The following is a 5,347-nucleotide window of genomic DNA, read 5'->3' on the forward strand; positions in this document are numbered from 1 at the left end:
GCGTCCACAGCGGCCAGCAGGACACCAAGATCACCCAGGTCGTCTCCTCCGGCGGCGACGTGGACGCCATGATCACCAACGTCAACACCACCCTCGGCACCGCCTGCAAGACGATGGAGGACCTCGCGCCCTGGATGCGCCGCGACGGCGTCTCCGCCGACGACTTCCAGGGCACCTTCGCCGAGGCCACCGCCTTCGGCGGACGCCGCTGCTCCCTGCCCACCACCTCCGACGTCTACGGCCTCTACTTCAACAAGGACCTGCTCGCGCGGGCCGGGTACACCACCCCGCCGCGCACCCTCCAGGAACTGGAGCGGATGGCGCTCAAGCTCACCACCTACAAGGCGGACGGCTCGATCAAGACCCTCGGCTTCAACCCCCTGGTCGGCTTCCAGCAGAACACCGCCGCGACCCTCGGCCACGCCGCCGGGGTCCGGTGGATGAAGGACGGGGACGCCTCGGTGGGCTCCACCCCCGAGTGGCGCGACCTCATCTCCTGGCAGCAGAAGTTTGTCCGCAAGATCGGCTACGCCAAGCTCAAGACCTTCACCGCCGGGCTCGGCGACGAGTGGTCCGCCGACAACGCCTTCCAGACCGGCCGCATCGCCATGGCCCTCGACGGCGAGTGGCGCGTCGCCTTCATCGCCGAACAGGCGAAGAAGCTGCGCTACGGCACCGCCCCCTTCCCGGTCCTCGCCGGGAGCGGCCAGCACTACGGCGGCGGCTTCGTCTCGGCGGCCGACATCGGCGTCAACAAGCGCTCCTCCCACAAGGAGGCCGCCTGGACCCTCGTCAAGTACCTCACCACCGACACAGGCGCCGCCGTGAAACTCGCCAACGGCATCAAGAACATCCCGACCCTCAAGAGCGCCGCCGCCTCCCCCTCCCTGGACGCGCCCGCCCCCTACCGCACCTTCATCGACGCCTCGGCGGACCTCGCGAGCGACACGAGCCCCGTCACCGAGATCGGCTCCACCCTCACCGCGACCGTCGACGACTTCTGGACCGGCTACCAGCAGGGCTCGGGAGCGGGACTCGCCCCCGGCCTCCGGAAGGTCGACAAGGACATCGACAACGCACTCGGCCTGCGACGAGCGAAGTGACCCATGAGTGATTCCCCGATACCCCTGAACCGGCCCCCCGGCCGGGCCTCCCGCCCCGGCAGAGCGCGCACCGCACCCACGAGCACCGGCACCAAGAGCCCCGCCACCACGAGCACCGGCGGAACCGGCACCGCCCCCGCGCGCCCCGCCCCCGACGCCGCGCACCGCCGCGCCCAGCGCCGCCGCACCCTGCGTGCCCGGCTCACCTTCTGGTCCATGACCGGCCCGGCCCTCATCGGCCTCGTGGTGTTCTTCCTCTACCCGCTGTGCGCCAACGTCTTCTACTCCTTCACCAACTACGACCTCGCGAGCCCCCCGAAGTGGATCGGGCTGCGCAACTACGAGTACCTCTTCACCCAGGACCCCCGCGTCGGCAAGGCCGCCCTCAACACGCTGTGGTTCGTGGTGATCCTCGTCCCCGTGCGCATGGCCTGCTCGCTCGGGATCGCGCTCCTGCTCACCCGCCGCAAGCACGCCTCGGGACTGTGGCGCACGCTCTTCTACATCCCCGCCCTCGTCCCGCCCGTCGCCTCCGTCGTCGGCTTCGTCTTCCTCTTCAACCCCGGCGCCGGGCCCGTCAACGCCCTCCTGCGCACCTTCGGCATCAAGGGGCCGCTCTGGTTCAACGACCCCTCCCTCTCCAAGCCGTCCCTGCTCCTGCTGGGCGTCTGGATGATGGGCGACATCATGGTGATCTTCCTCGCCGCCCTCCTCGACGTCCCCAAGGACCAGTACGAGGCCGCCGAGCTGGACGGCGCGGGCTCCGCGAACAAGTTCCGCTACGTCACCCTGCCCAACATCTCGCCGGTCCTCCTCTTCTCCGCCGTGACCGGCGTCATCGCCGCCCTCCAGTACTTCACCGAGGCCGCCGTCGCCTCCAGCGTCGCCAACGGCAAGACCGGCATCGACGCGGGCGCCGACCAGCTCCTCGGCTACCCCAACGACTCCCTGCTGACCTTCACCCAGTGGATGTACGTCCAGGGCTTCAGCAGCTTCCAGCTCGGTTACGCCGCCGCCATGGCCGTCGTCCTCTTCGTCGTCGCCGCCGCCGTCATGGCGATCCTGCTGCGGCGGGTCGGCCTCTTCCGCCAGAAGGGGGCCTGAGACCCATGACCACCACCCCGCTCACGACCACGCCGCCCGCCCCGGCCGCCCCCGGCCCCGCGGCACCGGCCCCCCGGCCCGGCGGCACCAAGCGCGCCCTCGGCTGGATCGCCGAGCACGCCCTGCTCGTGGCCCTCGCCGCCGTCTTCCTCGTCCCCGTCGTCTTCGTCGTCCTCACCTCCTTCATGGGCAGCCACCAGACGCTCACCGGAGCCCTGTGGCCGCACCCCTTCCGGTGGTCGAACTACCTGACCGCCTTCCGCTCCGCGCCGCTCGGCCGCTGGTTCGCCAACTCCCTGCTCTACGCGGGCGTCTCGACGATCCTCATGCTGGTCTCCTCGGTGCCCATGGCGTACGTGCTGGCCAAGATCCGCTTCAAGGGCGCGAGCATCCTCTTCTTCGCCGTCATCATCGCGATGCTCCTGCCGCCGCAGGTCACCCAGGTACCGGTCTACGTCATGTGGGCACAGCTCCGCGCCGTCGGCAGCTTCTGGCCGCTCATCCTGCCGCACCTCTTCGGCAACGCCTTCTCGATCTTCCTGCTGCGGCAGTTCTTCCTCTCCATCCCGAACGAGTACCTCGACGCCGCCCGCATGGACGGCAACGGCGAGTGGGGCGTCCTGACCCGGGTCATGGTGCCGATGGCCAAGCCGGGCATCGCCGCGGCCTCCATCTTCATGTTCTTCCAGTGCTGGAACGACTACTACGGCCCGCTCCTGTACACCTCGGAGAACCCCGACCACTGGACCATCGCCTACGGCCTCGCCTCCTTCCACGGCGCCCACAGCACCGACTGGGGCGTGATCATGGCCGTCACGACGCTCGCCACCCTCCCCGTGGTCCTCGTCTTCTTCTTCGCCCAGCGCACCTTCGTCGAGGGCATCACCCTCACCGGCGTCAAGGGCTGACCCCGCGCCGCCCCTCCCGCACGGACGGCACGCGCACCACCACCGATCCAAGGACACACCCGTGAACGCACCACTCCGAGCGCCGCTCGGCATCGGCATCATCGGCAGCGGCTTCATCGCCCACTTCCACGTCCGCTCCTGGCAGTCCATCCGCGGCTCCGACATCGTCGCCACCCAGTCCCGCTCCCTGGACCGCGCCCGCGAACTCGCCTCCTACGCCGGTGAACTGCGCGTCGGCGACGACGTCACCGCCTACGACGACATCGCCGCGCTCGTACGGGACGAGCGCGTGGACGCGGTGTGGGTCCTCACCCCCAACCACACCCGCGTCGAGGTGGTCCGCGCCGTGTGCGAGGAGGTGCGCGCCGGACGGGCCCTACTGCGCGGTATCGCGGTGGAGAAGCCCCTCGGCCGCAGCCTCGCCGAGGCGCGCGAGGTCGCCGGGCTCGTCCGGGCGGCCGGACTGCGCCACGCCTACCTGGAGAACCAGGTCTACGCGCCCCGCCTCACCCGCACCCGCGAACTCATGTGGGCGCGCGGCGCCAGCCGTTCCGGCACCCCCTACCTCGCGCGCTGCACCGAGGAGCACTCCGGACCGCACTCCGCGTGGTTCTGGGACAGCGAGGCGCAGGGCGGCGGCGTCCTCAACGACCTCATGTGCCACTCCCTGGAAGCCGGCCGTTTCCTGCTCACCCCGCCCGGCCGCGACCCCTCCGAGTGGCTGACCCCGGTCTCGGTGACCGCCACCATCGCCTCGCTGCGCTGGGGCCGCGAGCGGTACGCCGCCCGCCTGGCCGAGACCCACCCCGGGGTGCAGGACTACCGCACCACCCCCTCCGAGGACTACGCCAACGCCACCTACACCTTCGTCAACGGCGACGGCGAGCCCGTCATCGTGGAGGCGATGACCTCCTGGGGCTACGTCGGCGCCGGGATGCGGCTCTCCTTCGAACTCCTCGGCCCCGAGTACTCGATGAGCGCCAACTCCCTCTCCGGCGACGCCACCGTCTTCTTCTCCCGCGACCTGGAGCAGCAGGAGGGCGAGGACCTGCTGGAGAAGCAGAACGCGGAGCAGGGCCTCATGCCCGTGATCGCCGACGAGCCCGCCGCCTACGGATACGTCGCCGAGAACACCCACATCACCCGGGTCTTCGCCGACGGCGGCCAGCCCGCCGAATCGCTCGACAGCGGCGTCGCGGTCACCGAACTCCTCATGGCCGCCTACTACGCGGCCGAGACCGGCACCGTCGTCCACTTCCCCGCGGACTTCTCCGACTACGTACCGGCCGTCGCCCGCAAGGCGTGGCACCCGCGCACCGCGCCCGCCCCGAAGGAGGCACGCGCGTGAGCACCCAGCCCGTCTACGGCTACACCTTCGCCGAGGGCCGCGCCGCCCAGCTGCCCGCCCTGCGCCAGCTCGTCGCGTCGTTCCCCGGCACGCTCGCCGCCTGGGGGCCCGCCTGGCGGCGCGTGCTGCTCGCCGGGATCGGCGCGAGCGGAGCCGCCCTCGCCTCACCGCTGTACGCGCTGCGCGAGGCCGGTGTCGACGCCGCGCGCACCGACTGCTCCGACCAGCCGAGCGTCCTGGGCGGCCCGGACATGGTCCTCGCCCTCTCGCAGAGCGGCCGGAGCCGCGAGACCACCGACCTCGTCGCCCGCTTCCGCGCCGCCGGGGTCCCCACGGCCGCGCTCACCAACGCGGCCGGGAGCCCGCTGCGCGATGCCGCCGCGCTCACCCACACGGTGGGGGACCACCCCGACAGCCGCGTCTCGACGGTCGGCTTCGTCGTCACCTACGCCGCCCTCGGAATGCTCACCGACCACCTCACGCGCGGGCATCCGCACCCCGGCTGGGCCCACCTCGCCGAGGCCGTCGAGGAGACGCTCGCGGACGCCGCGGGGACCCTCGCGGACTTCGCCGCCGGACCGCTCGCGGACGGCTCGCTCGACGTCGTCGCCTCGGCCCCGCAGCTCACCACCGCCGAGGCCGTCGCCCTCCTCTTCCGCGAGGGCCCCCTCGTCCCCGCCACCGCCTACGGGACGCGCACGTACCTGCACGGGCCCAAGGGACCTCCCCCTCCGCGGAGAGACAAGCCCACATCGTGGTGGGCGCCCGCCCGGGAGGCCCGCGCTCGCGCGCCAGCTCACCCAGAAGCCGACCGGCGTGCTCACGGAAAAGAGAACGCTCCCTCACCCCGCCTCCCGGCGTGCGCGCGGTCCGCCTGCCGGAGG

Annotated in this window: 5 protein-coding genes; all 5 read left to right on the forward strand. The window is 71.7% G+C overall.

The genetic code is table 11. From position 1 onward, the window contains the following. Positions 1-1,103 (forward strand): extracellular solute-binding protein (locus tag SSBG_RS28180; protein ID WP_234010674.1); only part of this gene is annotated, 1,103 nt, incomplete at its 5' end. 216 nt (positions 1,104-1,319) lie between these two features. Further along, positions 1,320-2,207, forward strand: coding sequence for a carbohydrate ABC transporter permease (locus SSBG_RS28185; protein WP_008749447.1), 888 nt, complete (start codon positions 1,320-1,322; stop codon positions 2,205-2,207). Between the two features lie 5 nt (positions 2,208-2,212). Continuing rightward, positions 2,213-3,115, forward strand: coding sequence for a carbohydrate ABC transporter permease (locus tag SSBG_RS28190; protein WP_008749448.1), 903 nt, complete (start codon positions 2,213-2,215; stop codon positions 3,113-3,115). A gap of 61 nt (positions 3,116-3,176) precedes the next feature. Next, positions 3,177-4,463, forward strand: coding sequence for a Gfo/Idh/MocA family protein (locus tag SSBG_RS28195; RefSeq protein WP_008749449.1), 1,287 nt, complete (start codon positions 3,177-3,179; stop codon positions 4,461-4,463). Beyond that, positions 4,460-5,347: SIS domain-containing protein (locus tag SSBG_RS28200; RefSeq protein WP_234010676.1), on the forward strand; the 888-nt coding region annotated here is incomplete at its 3' end. The genes SSBG_RS28195 and SSBG_RS28200, both read left to right, overlap by 4 nt.

The organism is Streptomyces sp. SPB074, from assembly GCF_000154905.1.
In the GTDB taxonomy this organism is placed as follows: Bacteria; Actinomycetota; Actinomycetes; order Streptomycetales; family Streptomycetaceae; genus Streptomyces.

Coding starts and splice junctions, on each gene's coding strand:
- SSBG_RS28185 (WP_008749447.1), top strand. CDS start 1,320: ATGACCGGCCCGGCCCTCATCGGCCTCGTGGTGTTCTTCCTCTACCCG.
- SSBG_RS28190 (WP_008749448.1), top strand. CDS start 2,213: ATGACCACCACCCCGCTCACGACCACGCCGCCCGCCCCGGCCGCCCCC.